General features: G+C 41.1%; 13 protein-coding genes. All 13 read left to right on the forward strand.

Annotated elements, in window-relative coordinates:
* The first annotated feature begins 60 nt into the window (after positions 1–60).
* The 13 genes from DC077_RS08010 to DC077_RS08070 all read left to right on the forward strand — a co-directional run bounded on the left by DC077_RS08010 (position 61) and on the right by DC077_RS08070 (position 14,428).
* The gene (locus DC077_RS08010) at positions 61–1,350 is read left to right on the forward strand and encodes a lipoprotein-releasing ABC transporter permease subunit (RefSeq protein WP_109201977.1); all 1,290 of its coding nucleotides are present in this window, start codon (positions 61–63) and stop codon (positions 1,348–1,350) included.
* On the forward strand, positions 1,343–2,047 hold the full coding sequence (gene lolD / locus DC077_RS08015; protein WP_109201978.1) for a lipoprotein-releasing ABC transporter ATP-binding protein LolD: 705 nt from the start codon (positions 1,343–1,345) through the stop codon (positions 2,045–2,047). Before DC077_RS08010 ends, lolD begins: the two co-directional genes overlap by 8 nt.
* Before the next feature lie 103 nt (positions 2,048–2,150).
* Positions 2,151–2,822 (forward strand): DedA family protein, encoded by a 672-nt coding sequence (locus DC077_RS08020; RefSeq protein ID WP_109201979.1) that lies wholly within the window; start codon positions 2,151–2,153, stop codon positions 2,820–2,822.
* 176 nt (positions 2,823–2,998) lie between these two features.
* On the forward strand, positions 2,999–4,255 hold the full coding sequence (rho, locus tag DC077_RS08025) for a transcription termination factor Rho (RefSeq protein ID WP_094568382.1): 1,257 nt from the start codon (positions 2,999–3,001) through the stop codon (positions 4,253–4,255).
* A gap of 183 nt (positions 4,256–4,438) precedes the next feature.
* Positions 4,439–4,681, forward strand: coding sequence for a type B 50S ribosomal protein L31 (locus DC077_RS08030; protein WP_094568381.1), 243 nt, complete (start codon positions 4,439–4,441; stop codon positions 4,679–4,681).
* A gap of 257 nt (positions 4,682–4,938) precedes the next feature.
* A complete protein-coding gene (locus DC077_RS08035; RefSeq protein WP_109201980.1) occupies positions 4,939–5,970 on the forward strand; it encodes a quinone-dependent dihydroorotate dehydrogenase in 1,032 nt (343 codons plus the stop codon).
* A gap of 157 nt (positions 5,971–6,127) precedes the next feature.
* Complete coding sequence (locus DC077_RS08040) at positions 6,128–7,405, forward strand: citrate synthase (protein WP_109201981.1); 1,278 nt, start codon at positions 6,128–6,130, stop codon at positions 7,403–7,405.
* A 146-nt stretch (positions 7,406–7,551) separates the two neighbouring features.
* Complete coding sequence (eno, locus tag DC077_RS08045) at positions 7,552–8,838, forward strand: phosphopyruvate hydratase (RefSeq protein ID WP_109201982.1); 1,287 nt, start codon at positions 7,552–7,554, stop codon at positions 8,836–8,838.
* Between the two features lie 148 nt (positions 8,839–8,986).
* The gene (locus tag DC077_RS08050; RefSeq protein ID WP_094568377.1) at positions 8,987–9,424 is read left to right on the forward strand and encodes an SUF system Fe-S cluster assembly regulator; all 438 of its coding nucleotides are present in this window, start codon (positions 8,987–8,989) and stop codon (positions 9,422–9,424) included.
* Between the two features lie 33 nt (positions 9,425–9,457).
* Positions 9,458–10,915 (forward strand): Fe-S cluster assembly protein SufB, encoded by a 1,458-nt coding sequence (sufB, locus tag DC077_RS08055; protein WP_109201983.1) that lies wholly within the window; start codon positions 9,458–9,460, stop codon positions 10,913–10,915.
* Positions 10,916–11,002: 87 nt separating this feature from the next.
* On the forward strand, positions 11,003–11,773 hold the full coding sequence (gene sufC, locus DC077_RS08060) for a Fe-S cluster assembly ATPase SufC (RefSeq protein ID WP_109201984.1): 771 nt from the start codon (positions 11,003–11,005) through the stop codon (positions 11,771–11,773).
* A gap of 10 nt (positions 11,774–11,783) precedes the next feature.
* Positions 11,784–12,866, forward strand: a complete 1,083-nt coding sequence (locus DC077_RS08065) for a SufD family Fe-S cluster assembly protein (protein WP_109201985.1) — start codon at positions 11,784–11,786, stop codon at positions 12,864–12,866.
* 344 nt (positions 12,867–13,210) lie between these two features.
* Positions 13,211–14,428 carry an aminotransferase class V-fold PLP-dependent enzyme gene (locus tag DC077_RS08070; protein ID WP_109201986.1) on the forward strand — a complete coding sequence of 406 codons (1,218 nt, stop codon included), beginning with the start codon at positions 13,211–13,213 and terminating at the stop codon, positions 14,426–14,428.
* Positions 14,429–14,611: the final 183 nt, after the last annotated feature.

Below are 14,611 nucleotides of genomic sequence, written 5' to 3' on the forward strand. Positions count from 1 at the left end.
GCACAAATTCCTTTATACTAAATTTTCCTATTATCTTGAGATTAATAAAGATCAACCATTATGTTTAGACCTTTACCCCTATTTATGGGATTACGTTATACTGCGGCAAAGCGTAAAAATAACTTCATCTCATTTATCTCTTTTGTCTCAATTGGCGGCATTGCCCTCGGTGTAATGACCATGATTGTAGTTCTTTCGGTGATGAATGGCTTTCAGAAAGAGGTTGCCGAGCGGAGCATTGCAATGGCTTTTCATAATCAGATTGTCAGCGATCAGAAGGGTTATATTGAAGAGTGGGAGCCTTTGATGACATTATCAGAGGGTGAGCGCAATGTGGTTGGAAGCGCCCCCTTTATTGAAGGGCAGGGGTTAGTCAATTCATCGGGAATTATGTTGCCGGTGCAGGTATATGGTGTCGACCCCCGTTATGAAGCGCGAGTATCTGCTATTGCTAATACTATTACAACAGAAGATCCTACAACAGGTCGCTATGTGGAAGGAAGCTTCGAGCTTCTTGATGAGACCCCTTTTGGCGTCTTAATTAGCCGAGATATGGCAAGTCGCTTAGGGCTCTCAATTGGAGATTATCTCTCATTGGTCACCTCTGATATTAATGTTACTGTTGCCGGCGTCTCTCCACGGATGAAGCGTTTAAAGGTGGTTGGCTTTTTTCGGGCCGGGATCTATGAATATGATATTAGTAATATCTTCGTTAACCTAAAAGATGCGGCAACGCTCTATCGCCTACCTAAAGACGCGATCACCGGGATTCGTCTACAGCTAGAAGATCCTATGAAGGCGCGTGAGACCGCCTACTATCTACAAGTAAAACCTGAGATTGAAGGAAACTACTCTGTCTATACCTGGGTTAATCAATTCTCGGCACTTTTTAAGATGATTGAAATTGAGAAGATCTCGATGTTTTTGATTATGAGTCTTATCGTTGCCGTTGCTGTCTTTAATGTGGTGTCGATGTTGGTAATGGTGGTTACAGAGAAACGTTCAGAGATTGCGATTTTACGAACACTGGGGATGCCCCCGCGCCACATTATGGCTGTTTTTATGGTTCAGGGAACATTTATTGGATTCTTTGGCGCATTGATAGGCATTATTTTAGGACTTTTGATCGCTTTTAATGTGGCAGATATTGTGCGATGGATTGAAAAGATGGTTGGAAAAACACTCTTTGAGCCGAGTATCTATCCTATTTCGGAGATCCCCTCAATTGTACTCTTCTCAGATGTTGCCACAATTGCCGGCATCGCCTTTCTATTAGCGAGTGTTGCGACACTCTATCCTGCTTGGAAGGCATCGAGAACACAACCTGCGGAGGCACTACGTTATGAGTAAAGATGGATCGATCGTTTTAGATGTAAGAGATATCTCAAAGAAGTTTATCGATCAAAAGAGTGAGATTGTGATCTTTCAAAATCTTACCTTTCAGATCCATAAAGGGGATCGAATTGCCATTGTTGGTGCCTCAGGTGCCGGCAAAAGTACATTGATGCATATTATCTCGGGATTAGATCAACCCACAAGTGGTGATATCTATCTCAATGGAGAGCACTTTAATCGCCTATCAGAAGCAAAGCGGGGATATCTTCGTAATCGCTATCTCGGTTTTATCTATCAATTTCACCACCTTCTGCCGGAGTTTACTGCGCTCGATAATGTTGCACTCCCTTTAGTGATCGGTGGAGAGAGTATTGCAAAATCGCGTCATGAGGCAGAACAGCTTTTAAATCGAGTAGGATTAGCGCATCGATTAACTCATCATCCTGGAAAATTATCGGGAGGCGAGCGGCAGCGTGTTGCGATTGCACGAGCCCTAGTAACTCAACCTTCAGCGGTTCTTGCAGATGAGCCGACGGGAAATCTTGATGAAGAGAATGCTCATGCAATCTTTGATCTGATGTGTGAGATCAATGATGAGATCGGTACAGCGCTGATTGTTGTGACGCATGACCACTCCTTAGCACGAAAAATGGATCAATGTTGGCGTCTTTTTGAGATGCAACTTCATCCTGTCGATCGTACAGCGCTATAGTAGTTAGCAATAGCATCATTATATAGCAACATTATTATTTAAATTTAAGAGAAGAAACGGTAGAGCGTCTAGAGTATCTAGTTCGCAGAGAGGCAATAGGGTAATGGATTGGTTGATGCAGGTGGTAGATATATTTCTACATGTGGATGATTATCTTGAAGTGATCATCTCTCAATATGGGTATTGGATCTATGGGATCTTAATTTTAATTGTTTTTTGTGAAACGGGGTTGGTGGTTACCCCTTTTCTCCCGGGAGATTCGCTACTCTTTGCGGCAGGGGCGCTCGCGGCTGCCGGCTTGATGAATATCTGGATCCTATTTGGCACCTTGTTGGTTGCGGCGATTATCGGTGATGCGGTGAATTATCAGATCGGGCATCATCTAGGTGTTAAGCCTTTTCGGCGTGATGCGAAGATCTTTAAGTTAAAATATCTTGAGAAGACGGAGGCGTTTTATGAGCGACATGGAGGCAAGACCATTATTTTAGCGCGATTTATCCCTATCGTACGTACTTTTGCACCATTCGTTGCAGGGGCTAGTCGGATGTGTTATCGTCGATTTGGAACTTATAATATTGTGGGAGCACTCCTTTGGACCGGGAGCATGTTGGGGGCTGGTTACTTTTTTGGTCAGACCCAAATTGTTCAAGAAAATTTCTCCCTTATTGTTCTTGGAATTGTCTTTATATCAGCACTACCCATAGGGATTGAGGTTTTAAAGGCCTTGATCACTAAATATCGAAATAAAGTTGCACGGGACGGAGATAAAGCATAAACTTTCGCTAATAATAAATCATCTATCCATTTCTCTCTATTAGGAGCCCAACTCAGAGTTGAGGCCTTTAAGGAAATGCGAGGGCGCGTCCCCTATTGATCTACAAAATAAACATATCTTATCTATTCTAAAAAGAATTTTAGAATCCTCTCTTATACTTTTTATAAAATCAATCTATGAATCTAACAGAACTAAAACAAAAAACAGCCCAAGAGCTAGTAGATATTGCCGAAGAAATGAATATCCAGGGTCTGATGCGGGCGAAAAAGCATGAGCTCATCTTTGCCATTTTACAAGAACAAGCAGAAAAGGGGGGTGAGGTTATTGGTGATGGGGTGCTTGAAGTCCTTAATGATGGATACGGTTTTTTAAGAGGGGTAGATAGCTCCTTCTTAGCAGGGCCCGATGATGTCTATATCAGCCCTTCTCAAATAAGACGCTTCAATTTACGAACGGGCGATACCGTTTCTGGTGTTATTCGGGCGCCTAAGGATAATGAAAAATATTTTGCTTTAGTTAAAGTTAATGAGATTAACTATGAGCCGGTAAGTAAAAATCGTCGTAAAATCGCTTTTGAAAATTTAACACCGATTCATCCTAATGAGCCCTTAAAAATGGAGTTAGGAAATGGTTCGAGTGAAGATATTACCGCACGTTTAATTGATATTGTTGCCCCCATCGGTAAGGGGCAGAGAAGTATGATCGTCGCGCCACCTAAGGCGGGTAAAACGATTATGATGCAAAATATCGCTCAATCGATAGCAATTAATCATCCTGAAGCATATCTGATGGTGCTCTTAATTGATGAGCGTCCCGAAGAGGTAACAGAGATGCAGCGTTTAGTAAAAGGGGATGTTGTTGCTTCAACCTTTGATGAGCCAGCGCTTCGCCATGTACAGGTTGCTGAAATGGTGATTGAGAAAGCTCGTCGATTAGTAGAACATGGTCGAGATGTGGTGATTTTGCTCGATTCGATGACCCGTTTAGCGCGCGCTTATAATACTGTGGTTCCCTCTTCAGGTAAGGTGCTCTCTGGTGGGGTTGATGCTAATGCACTCCATCGCCCTAAACGTTTCTTTGGTGCTGCTCGTAATATTGAAAATGGGGGGAGTTTGACCATTATTGCAACAGCAATGGTTGATACTGGCTCGAAGATGGATGAGGTAATCTTTGAAGAGTTTAAAGGAACGGGGAACTCAGAGATTCAGTTAGATCGCCGTATTGCTGAAAAACGGATCTTCCCTGCGATCAATGTTAATCGTTCAGGCACTCGTCGTGAAGAGCTCTTAATGGGACCTGAAGAGTTACAGAAAATGTGGATTCTCCGCAAATTGATTCACCCAATGGATGAGATTGAAGCTGCTGAATTTATGCTCGAACGGATGAGAGAGACAAAGACAAACGCTGAATTTTTCCAGATGATGAAAGGGTAACGCCCCTGAAAGTGATCGAAAGAGCGTAGTGGGATGCGTAATAGATTTGCATTAGCGCGCTCTTTACAGTAAAATTCCCGTCTTGATTATTTTTTTAATGCGTCAAGCATTTAGATTGACGAATCTAAATGGGCATTAGAGAAGTAGGCCAATAGATAAACATTAATTAATGGATAAAATATTATGTCAAAAGAAAATACAATCAACTACCGTCCTGTAGTATTTCAAGATGCATCGAGTGATTTTGCGATCTTAACACGTTCAACTATCGCAACTAAAGATACAATCGTATGGACTGATGGTAACGAATACCCATTAGCGCGTATGGAAGTAACCTCTGCGTCACATCCATTCTTCACAGGTCAACAAAATATTCTTGATGCGGAAGGTCGTGTTGATCGCTTCCGTAAGAAATATGGCCGTTAATATTAATATTAGTGAATATAACGCTATTAGGATTTTAGAAAGAGCATCTCATTGAGATGCTTTTTTTATGGGAAAAATATGGGGGTTTGAAAAATAGGTCGAGATTGAGGTCGATAGCGCTTATGCTTATTACCGATAATCTAGGGCTAAGGATTGAGTTCTTTATAATCTCTTAGTGGTAACAATTTTCTCTTATCGCTAGCTTTGTCTAGAAATAGGCGCATAATATTGCAAACAGAATGGTAAAGATTGTGCTGATGATAAAAAAAATTATTCAAAAACTACTCTTTAAGTTGGATCCTGAATGCTCACATCATCTCTCTTTTTGGGGAATTAGGGCATTAACGGCATTCCCCTTTTTAAAAAAACGACTTATTGATCGAGAGAAAATCAATGAAGATCCTCGGCTTCAACGGCAGGTGTTAGGACTCACTTTTCGTCATCCGGTTGGTCTAGCTGCCGGGTTTGATAAAGATGCAAAGTTATATCAAGCATTAGGAGAATTGGGTTTTTCTTTTGTGGAGATCGGAACGATTACTCCCAAAGGGCAACCAGGAAATCCTAAAAAGAGGCTCTTTCGTCTTGTTGAGGAGAGCGCTATTATTAATCGAATGGGATTTAATAATGATGGGGTCGATGCCGCTTATCTCCGATTACAGAAACGGCAACATCGATTGATTATCGGTGGTAATATCGGCAAAAATAAAGCGACGCCCAATGAGCGTGCTGTTGAGGATTATTTAACCTGCTTTCAGAGACTATTTGATGTTGTCGATTATTTTGTTGTAAATGTGAGTTCTCCAAATACCCCTAATTTACGAGATTTGCAGGAGAAGGAGCCTCTACTTGAACTTCTCAATAGATTGCAAAGTGAAAATCAGAAATATCAAAATCCCAAACCGATTCTGCTTAAAATAGCTCCCGATCTTTCAGAAAATCAGCTGAGAGAGATTGTCGAGATTGTTGATGAGTCAAAAATTGCCGGTATTATTGCTACAAATACAACGATCTCGCGAGAAGGTGTTCAATCTCCGCTGAAATCCGAAGCGGGAGGATTAAGTGGTGCCCCTTTAACAGAGCGATCTTTAGAAGTGATCCGCTTTTTAGCGAAAGAGAGTCAAGGGCGATTTCCCATTATTGGTGTGGGTGGGATTATGACGGCTCAAGATGCTTTAGATAAACTGGATGCAGGCGCCGCTTTGGTGCAACTCTATAGTGGTTTTATCTATGAAGGACCACAATTAATTACCGATATCAATCGTGCACTATTAGCGCGATTAGAAAAATGAATCACCGAGGAACGGTTGTGGCTATTTTAAAATAATTGTTTATGTACTAAGATGGTCGAACAATATTATTCATCTCAAGTTTGAGTTTTTATTAAAATAGAGCTGAAGTAATCACTCCATTAATGGGGGGAATTACCGAAAGCTGGAGGAAATTAGTATGAGTACAAAAGATACTGTCACCTTTAGAAATAATAGAACAGGACATGAAGCAGATTTTCCAATTTTGGATTCTGTTTATGGTAACTCTGTTATTGATATTGCGAAGTTAAACAATGAAATGTCGATGTTTAGCTATGACCCAGGATATGTCTCTACAGCAAGTTGTGAGAGTGCAATTACCTATCTCGATGGTGAGAAGGGTGAGTTACTCTATCGTGGTTATCCTATCGAGCAGTTAGCAGCGAAGAAAGATTATCTTGATGTTGCTTATCTTCTTTGGAACGGAGAGCTTCCAGATGAAGCACAATCAAAAGAGTTTAAAGAGATCATCATGACTCACTCTTTGATGCATGAGAATATGAAGAGTTTCCTTCAAGGATTCCGCTATGACTCTCATCCAATGGCGATGTTAGTAGGATCAGTTGCTTCAATGGCAGGTTTCTACCATGATAAAATGAATATCTTCGATCCAGAGCATCGCATGATTATTGCTCATCGCTTAATCTCGAAAATGCCAACGATTGCGGCAGCTTGTTATAAGCATGGTCAAGGTCAGCCGATCCGTTATCCGCGTAATGATCTCTCCTATGCAGGAAACTTCTTACAGATGATGTTCTCAACGCCTTGTGCTGATTATGAAGTAGATCCGGTTGCAGAAAAAGCAATTGATGTGCTCTTTACGCTTCATGCAGACCATGAGCAAAATGCATCAACTTCAACTGTACGTTTAGCAGGTTCATCAGGTGCAGATCCATTTACAGCGATTGCATCAGGTATTGCTTCATTATGGGGACCATCACATGGTGGTGCGAACGAAGCAGTTCTTGTGATGCTAGAAGAGATTGGTGATGTTAGCAATATCGATAAATTTATTGCAAAAGCAAAAGATAAGAATGATCCATTCCGTTTAATGGGCTTTGGGCATCGTGTTTATAAAAACTTCGACCCACGTGCACGTATCATTAAAGGTATCGCTGATGAAGTATTGGCGAAATATGGTAACGATCCATTGATGGAGATTGCGGTTAAACTTGAAGAGATCGCGCTTAAAGATGAGTACTTCGTAGAGCGTAAACTCTATCCGAACGTGGACTTCTACTCAGGTATTATCTATAAAGCATTAGGAATTCCTGTTGAGATGTTTACACCAATGTTCGCAATCGCACGTACAAGTGGTTGGATTAGCCATTGGGCAGAGATGATTTCTGATCCTCATATGAAGATTGGTCGTCCACGTCAACGTTATATCGGTCCAAAGATTCGTGATGTAAAATAAGCTCTCGATAGAGATTGTTTTCGATCGTTTTTGGAACGATTATCTTCTCAAGTTGAAATTTGAGTGATAACAATAAATAATAGGAAGGTGTAGCTATTTTGTAGTTACGCCTTTTGCTTTTTTATAATATCTATTTGGAGAAATTTATGTCAGCAATCAACTCGATCATTGCACGAGAAATTCTTGATTCACGCGGTAATCCAACCGTATGGGTAAAAGCTACTTTAGAGTCGGGTGTATCAGGTACTGCAGCTGTACCAAGTGGCGCCTCTACAGGGGCAAAAGAGGCGGTTGAACTTCGTGATGGAGATCAAAAGCGTTACGGTGGTAAAGGTGTATTGCGTGCATGTGAGAACGTCAACGGCGTAATCGCAAAAGCGTTGAAAGGTGTTGAAGTATCTGATCAGAAAAATATTGATGAGATCTTATTAAAATTAGATGGTACTGATAATAAATCAAATTTAGGTGCTAATGCTTTATTAGGTGTCTCTCTTGCTTGTGCGCATGCAGCCGCCAATGAGAAAGGCTTACCTCTCTATCGTTACTTAGCTGAGCGCGAGAGCTACACACTTCCTGTCCCAATGATGAACATCTTAAATGGCGGAGCTCATGCTGACAACTCTGTTGATGTTCAAGAATTTATGATCCTACCTGTTGGTGTTCCTACCTTCGCAGAAGCGATCCGTTGTGGTGCTGAAATCTTCCATGAATTGCGCACAGTCTTGACAGAGAAAGGGTTAGCGACAGGTGTTGGTGATGAGGGCGGGTTTGCCCCTAATCTTGGCTCTAATGAAGAAGCTTTAGAAGTGATTATGACGGCGATTAAGCGTGCAGGCTATGAAGCTGGGAAAGATGTCTTTTTAGGCTTAGATATTGCAGCTTCAGAATTCTATAAAGATGGGCAATATGTTTTGGCATCGGAGAATAAGAGCTTTACTTCAGCAGAGTTTGCTGTCTTCTTAGAAGATTGGGTGAATCGTTATCCTATCATTACCATTGAAGATGGAATGGATGAAGAAGATTGGGATGGTTGGGCGATTTTAACTGAAAAAATTGGTGATCGAGTTCAGATTGTTGGGGATGACCTTTTTGTAACTAATACAAAAATCCTACAAGAAGGGATCAAGCGCGGTATCGCAAACTCTATTTTAATTAAGCCTAATCAGATTGGAACTTTAACAGAGACCATCGATGCTATTAATATGGCAGATGAAGCGGGATACACTTCTGTTGTTTCCCATCGTTCAGGTGAGACAGAAGATACCACAATTGCAGATATTGCTGTTGCAACTGTAGCGACTCAGATTAAAACGGGTTCACTCTGCCGTTCTGACCGTGTTGCTAAGTATAATCGTTTAATCTGTATCGAAGCAGAGTTAGGTGATAAAGCGGTTTATGCCGGTAAAAATGCGTTTAAATCTGTAAAATTTTAACATCTTTTTCTCTGGTGAAGCATTGCTTGATTGAACGAAATTAATCGAGTCAAATACCAGGTAGAAGCTGTAATTATCAAAACAAATTTGAATTAGGACTAATATGGTACTATATTAGTCCTATATTTATTTTTAGAGAGTCTTAACATTGAGAATTACCCGAGAAACAGATTATGCCTTACTTGTTCTTACTAAGCTTGCGGTAAGAGAAGAGAGAATGAGTGCATCAACGCTAGCGGAGATCTGTGATCTAAATGTCTCTTTGGTGAGTAAAGTTTTGAAGCTTCTTGTAAAAGCGGAGCTCTTAACATCAACAAGAGGCGTTTATGGAGGATATCAATTACAGAAGTCTCCTGAGGAGATTACGTTACTTGATGTCATTGAGGCAATTGAAGGACCCGTTGCGATGAATGCTTGTAATGATCTTGAGAATCCTTGTGATAAAGCGATAGATTGTCAATTAGCACCGCATTGGCGAGTGATCAATCAGCAACTCTATAAGAGTTTTTCTGAGGTGACATTGCTATCTCTTCTCGGCTCACCGAGTGATCTAAAAGCAGAAATGAATGTGATAGATCTCTTATAAACTAATTTTTTAAGATAATAAAATAGAACGATTATGACAGCAGAAATAACAGAAAAAGATAGAATTGAGGCGCTTGCCGGTGAAGAGTATAAGTATGGCTTCACAACTGAAATCGAGCAAGAAACCCTTCCACCGGGATTAGATGAAGATGTCATCCGTAAAATATCCCAAATTAAGAATGAACCTGAGTGGTTGTTAGAGTATCGCTTAACCGCTTATCGTGCATGGTTAGAGATGGAATCTCCCGATTGGGCGCATCTCAATATTGATCCAATCGATTACCAGGCAATCTCTTACTACTCAGCTCCTAAGTCGATGGCAGATGGACCCAAGAGCTTAGATGAAGTTGATCCAGAGCTTCTCTATACTTATGAACGTTTAGGGATTCCTCTCGAAGAGCAGAAGATTTTAGCCGGTGTTGCTGTAGATGCGGTATTTGACTCTGTTTCAGTAGCAACAAGTTATAAGGATCGTTTATTAGAGCAGGGCATTATCTTCTGCTCCTTTAGTGAAGCGGTTCAGGAATATCCTGAGCTGGTCAGAGAACATTTAGGTTCAGTCGTTCCTCATGATGATAACTACTTTGCAGCTCTTAATGCGGCGGTCTTTACCGATGGTTCCTTTGTCTATATTCCAAAAGGAAAACGTTGCCCGATGGAGCTCTCCACCTATTTCCGTATCAATGCTTCAAATACAGGGCAGTTTGAGCGGACATTGATTGTGGCAGATGAGGGAAGTTATGTCTCCTATCTTGAAGGATGTACCGCGCCTCAAAGAGATGAGAATCAACTCCATGCGGCAGTCGTTGAGTTAGTTGCAAAAGCGAAAGCAACGATTAAGTACTCAACAGTTCAGAACTGGTATCCCGGTGATGAAGAGGGCAAGGGGGGGATCTATAACTTTGTAACAAAACGGGGGATCTGTGAAGGATTCCAATCGAAGATTACTTGGACTCAGGTTGAAACCGGATCTTCGATCACCTGGAAATATCCAAGCTGCATCTTAAAAGGGGATGAGTCTGTTGGTGAATTCTACTCCGTTGCACTTGTAAAAGATCGTCAGCAAGCAGATACCGGAACGAAGATGATCCATATTGGTAAAAATACTCGTTCCACCATTATCTCTAAGGGGATCTCTGCAGGTTATTCAGAAAACTCCTATCGAGGATTGGTGAGAATCGGACCTAATGCGACCGGCTCACACAACTATTCTCAATGTGATTCTCTCTTAATGGGAGATAAGTGTGGAGCGCATACTTTCCCTTATATCGATGTTCGTAACTCAAGCTCAAAAGTAGAGCATGAAGCATCGACTTCAAAAATCTCCGAAGAACAGCTCTTCTACTGCCAGCAACGTGGACTCACTGAAGAGGATGCAATCAACCTTATTGTCAATGGTTACTGTAAAGAGATCTTTGATGAATTGCCGATGGAGTTCGCAGTTGAGGCTCAAAAACTGATCGAGCTACGATTAGAAGGCAGCGTAGGTTAAGTTGGGACTAAATAGTGTAGCGTCATCATGATTGTTGAGAATGGCGTCAGAAATAACGATTACAAAATTAATAACGAGAGTAGAAATATGTTACAGATTATCAATTTACATGTAGAAGTAGATGGCAATGAGATCCTTAAGGGCGTGACCTTAAATATTGAAGCGGGAAAAGTCCATGCAATTATGGGACCTAACGGTTCAGGAAAGAGCACCTTAGCCAATATTATTGTTGGGAAAGAGGGTTATGAGATTACAGAAGGCGATATCCTCTTTGAAGGTAAGAGTATCTTAGAGATGGATCCAGATGAGCGCGCGCAGATGGGGATCTTTTTAGGTTTTCAATATCCTGCTGAGCTCCCAGGAGTCAACAATCACTACTTCTTAAGAAGTGCACTCAATGCAATTCGTAAATCTCGTGGTGAAGCAGCAGTTGACGCTTTAGAATTCTATGAGCTTCTACAAGAGAAGATGAAGACGGTGAAAATGGATGCCTCTTTCTTAAAGAGAGCTGTGAATGCTGGATTCTCTGGTGGTGAGAAGAAGCGTAATGAAATTTTACAGATGTTAGTGCTTGAGCCTAAATTAGCGGTTCTTGATGAGACCGATTCAGGACTCGATATTGATGCGCTTCGTGTAATCTCTGAGGGGATTAACTCATTGAGAGATCAAAATCGTGGCTTTCTCTTGATTACGCACTATCAAAGATTGCTCGATTATGTCCAACCAGACTTCGTCCATGTAATGACCGATGGCAAGATTGTGAAAAGTGGTGGTAAAGAGTTAGCACTAGAGCTCGAAAAAGAGGGTTACGTTGCCTTCCGTGGTGAAGAAGCTGGCGGAACTCGTATTCATAAGTAAGGAGAGATCAATGCTAACAGTATATAAAGAGAATGCTTCAAAAGAGCGGTTTAGAGATACCCCATTACGAAAAGTGATCTCTGTTGATTGGAAGGCTCCTGTTTCACGTGAAACAGCCGCCCCTATTACAGAAGTTTTACCTGAAAATGGTGTTGTTCTGCCGATCTATAATGGAGAGGTCAGTGTTCGTTGGATCAGCGAGTTGACGTTACCGGAAGGATTACTGGTACGTGGAACCGAGCAACGATTAGAAATTAAAGTGGTGGAAGGGGCAAAGATCGATCGCCCAATCGTGATTTACCATTTTTCTGATGCTAAAGATCAGGCGACTCAGATCGATTTCAATATCGATATTACGATTGAGAAGGCGGCAGATATCTCCTTACTTCTAGTTGAAGCAGGAGAAGGACACTACCTTAACTTAGGAAAAGTTCATGCGGATATCGCTTCTGAGGCAAAAGTAGAGTTTGTTCGAGCAGGGCTTAATGGCGCTAAAGGATCTTCTCTCTTTGATTTCACCTCTGAACAGGCAGAGAAGAGTCATGTTCATTATATGAGCTATCAAGCAAAAGGAGAGATCTCTCGATCTGATATTCATCTCCATATGAATGGTGAGGATGCTTTTACTGATCTTAATATCTTAAATATCGCAGAAGGAAGAGAGCATATCTCCCATATTGTCGATATGGACCATCGAGTTGCCAATTGTGAAAGTCGTCAACAGGTCAAAAATATCTTAAAAGATCGTGCGGAATCTATTTTTGATGCACAGATTCATGTCTATCAAGATGCGCAAAAGATCAATGCAGATCAGATGACCCGTTCGTTACTCCTCAATGATGGGGCTCGAGCACTTACCATTCCTCGATTACTAATCTATGCTGATGATGTTCGTTGTACACATGGTGCGACCGTGGGCTTTATCGATCCAGATCATCTCTTCTATCTACGTACACGAGGAATTTCTGATGCTGAAGCAAAGCGGATCTTAATTCGCGCTTATGCCGTGGAGATTCTAGAGTCAATTGAGTCAAAATCGATTAGTGCGTGGCTCCATCATCAATTAGATAAAGATATTGAACAATTGATGTAGTGATAGTAGTGGGGCAGTAGGATAGAGGTGATATCAATTATCTAAAATAGTTGATATGAAAGTATGTAAAGGTATCACCTTCTCGATCTTGGTATAAAGAGCGGCTATAACTATCACCGGCATCACCCTTTGCTGGCACCGGTTATAGCCCTTTTATTATCGAAAGGAATAGTCTTTATCGAGGGTCTATTTATTTTTGAAAGATGAGTAAGACTTATAAGCGCTATAATTTTTGTGGTTTTTATAGTTATTTGTATCTCTACCTACAACTCCTCTTTAAATAGAATTTTTTAAAAATGGAATCTTTTAAACTCTAAATCAAAAATCATCAGCAGAGGTATCGCATGATCGCATTGCCAGAAATTCGTCAACAGTTCCCTATATTTAATGAAACGGTGAAAGGAACGCAGGTAGCTTTTTTAGATACCGGCGCTTCTGCACAGAAACCTCAAGTGGTGATCGATGCCGAAAGAGAGGTTTATGAAAAATATTATGCCAATATTCATCGCGGGGTCTACTACTTTAGTGAAAAATCAACTCAAGAATATGAGTTGGTCCGTGATGTTGTTCGTCAGTTTATTGGCGCAGAGGATTCTCGTCAGGTTATCTTTACAAAAGGAACCACTGAGAGCATCAACTTAGTTGCTCAAAGTTATGGGCGAAAAGTTTTAACACCGGGAGATATAGTAATTATCTCAGAGATGGAACACCATGCGAATATTGTTCCCTGGCAGATGATCTGTGAAGAGAGAGGTGCAGAGCTCAAAGTGATCCCTATTAATGATCAAGGGGAACTTCTACTCGATCGCTATTTGGAGATGTTAAGTGATCGTGTCAAGATTGTCTCTGTAACGCAGGTCTCAAATGTGTTAGGAACGATTAACGATGTAAAATTGATTATCGATGAGGCGCACAAAATGGGTGCTAAGGTTCTGATTGATGGTGCGCAAGGTGCTGTTCATCAGCCTCTGAATGTCACTGAGCTTAATGTTGATTTCTATGCTTTCTCCGCCCATAAACTCTATGGACCCACCGGTGTTGGCATTCTCTATGGTAAAAGAGAGTTATTAGAAGCGATGCCACCCTATCAGACAGGGGGAGATATGATCGACCTTGTCACTTTTGAAAAGACAACATTTGCACCACTACCCAATAAATTTGAGGCAGGAACGCCTAATATTGCAGGGGTTATTGCTTTTGGAAAAGCTCTTGAATGGGTCGAGAGTGTGGGGTTTGAGACTATTACTTCTCATGAAAATGCACTGCTTGATTATACGATGGAGCAGTTAGCGCAAATCCCAGAGGTAAGAGTGATCGGTACAGCTAAAGAGAAGGTTGGTGTTATCTCATTTGTTGTTAAGGGGATTCATCCGCATGATATTGGAACATTATTAGATCATGAAGGGGTTGCCATTCGTGTAGGGCATCATTGTGCACAACCTTTAATGCGAAGAATGGATGTGCCGGCGACCGCAAGAATCTCTTTTGGAGTCTACAATAGTAGTGAAGATGTCGATCGTTTAATTGCCGGACTCAAAAAAATTATTAAACTCTTTGGATAGACTGAAAAGAGTCTATCTCATAAAAGAGAGATTATAGAAGAAGTTAACCTGTGATTAATCAATAGATTACTGAATAGGTTGTATCGTCGATGATTAAAGGCTAACTTGCCTTAAGTAATGAAAGTCAGTTAGCTTTTTTCTTCTCTTTCTATATATTTTCCTTGTTGGTTATCTTTTGATCAC

The organism is Ignatzschineria cameli, assembly GCF_003121895.1.
In the GTDB taxonomy this organism is placed as follows: domain Bacteria; phylum Pseudomonadota; class Gammaproteobacteria; order Cardiobacteriales; family Wohlfahrtiimonadaceae; genus Ignatzschineria; species Ignatzschineria cameli.

What these genes read in the sequence shown, in the direction of transcription:
- DC077_RS08010 (WP_109201977.1), top strand. Translation starts at nt 61, where the DNA reads ATGTTTAGACCTTTACCCCTATTTATGGGATTACGTTATACTGCGGCA.
- lolD (WP_109201978.1), top strand. Translation starts at nt 1,343, where the DNA reads ATGAGTAAAGATGGATCGATCGTTTTAGATGTAAGAGATATCTCAAAG.
- DC077_RS08020 (WP_109201979.1), top strand. Translation starts at nt 2,151, where the DNA reads ATGGATTGGTTGATGCAGGTGGTAGATATATTTCTACATGTGGATGAT.
- rho (WP_094568382.1), top strand. Translation starts at nt 2,999, where the DNA reads ATGAATCTAACAGAACTAAAACAAAAAACAGCCCAAGAGCTAGTAGAT.
- DC077_RS08030 (WP_094568381.1), top strand. Translation starts at nt 4,439, where the DNA reads ATGTCAAAAGAAAATACAATCAACTACCGTCCTGTAGTATTTCAAGAT.
- DC077_RS08035 (WP_109201980.1), top strand. Translation starts at nt 4,939, where the DNA reads ATGATAAAAAAAATTATTCAAAAACTACTCTTTAAGTTGGATCCTGAA.
- DC077_RS08040 (WP_109201981.1), top strand. Translation starts at nt 6,128, where the DNA reads ATGAGTACAAAAGATACTGTCACCTTTAGAAATAATAGAACAGGACAT.
- eno (WP_109201982.1), top strand. Translation starts at nt 7,552, where the DNA reads ATGTCAGCAATCAACTCGATCATTGCACGAGAAATTCTTGATTCACGC.
- sufB (WP_109201983.1), top strand. Translation starts at nt 9,458, where the DNA reads ATGACAGCAGAAATAACAGAAAAAGATAGAATTGAGGCGCTTGCCGGT.
- sufC (WP_109201984.1), top strand. Translation starts at nt 11,003, where the DNA reads ATGTTACAGATTATCAATTTACATGTAGAAGTAGATGGCAATGAGATC.
- DC077_RS08065 (WP_109201985.1), top strand. Translation starts at nt 11,784, where the DNA reads ATGCTAACAGTATATAAAGAGAATGCTTCAAAAGAGCGGTTTAGAGAT.
- DC077_RS08070 (WP_109201986.1), top strand. Translation starts at nt 13,211, where the DNA reads ATGATCGCATTGCCAGAAATTCGTCAACAGTTCCCTATATTTAATGAA.